Source organism: Paraburkholderia sp. RL18-085-BIA-A, assembly GCF_046027075.1.
GTDB lineage: Bacteria > Pseudomonadota > Gammaproteobacteria > Burkholderiales > Burkholderiaceae > Paraburkholderia.
In genome coordinates, this window is record NZ_JARESU010000546.1 from 1 (window position 1) to 680 (window position 680).

Annotated in this window: 1 protein-coding gene; it reads right to left on the minus strand. The window is 66.9% G+C overall.

The genetic code is table 11. The features are described 5' to 3' along the window. The coding region (locus P0D89_RS53760; RefSeq protein WP_494478583.1) for a site-specific integrase at positions 1–680 on the minus strand (680 nt) is incomplete at both ends.

Below are 680 nucleotides of genomic sequence, written 5' to 3' on the forward strand. Positions count from 1 at the left end.
GGTTTGAGCGACTGGCCAACCGGCAGCACGAGCGGCGTGTCCTCGCCGGGCGAGGGCAGGGCTGGCAGTCCGCGTGCCCGCCGGTAGGTGCCAAGTTCCGTCATCATTTCCGCGGTGGCGGGCACCAGCCGTTCCTTGCCGCCTTTGCCCATCACTTCGAGCCACCAGCGATCCGTGCCGTTTTCGTCACTACGACGGAAAAACCGTCCCATTGTATTCGTGCCGACTTCCGTGATGCGCAGACCGCCCAGATAGAGCAGGGTAAAGAGCCAGCGCACGCGGGCGTGGTGTTCGCGCTCGCGACCGGTCTGCACTGGCATGCCCTGAATGTAGGTCTTGACCTCGAGCCACAGCTCGGGCGACAGATACCGGACGATGCGCGGCCTGGCCCGTCGGGCGCGCTGACGCGACAGCGACAGCGGATTGCCGGCCAGATAACCGGCCTGCACGAGCCACGCAAACATCACGTTGAGGATCACCATGGCCTGGCGCTGGCTCGCTCCGGACAGCGGCCCGTAGAACGGGCGCCAGCGCGGATCGTGGCGGGGATGCTTGCGTCCGCCGTCAGCGGTCCACCGCGCGGCGGGCTGGGGATCGGCGAGAAAGTGCTGGTAGACGAGCAGGTCCTCGTGCGTGAGCGAGGAGAGCGGTTTGCCCAGTTGCAGGACCGACCACAGCAG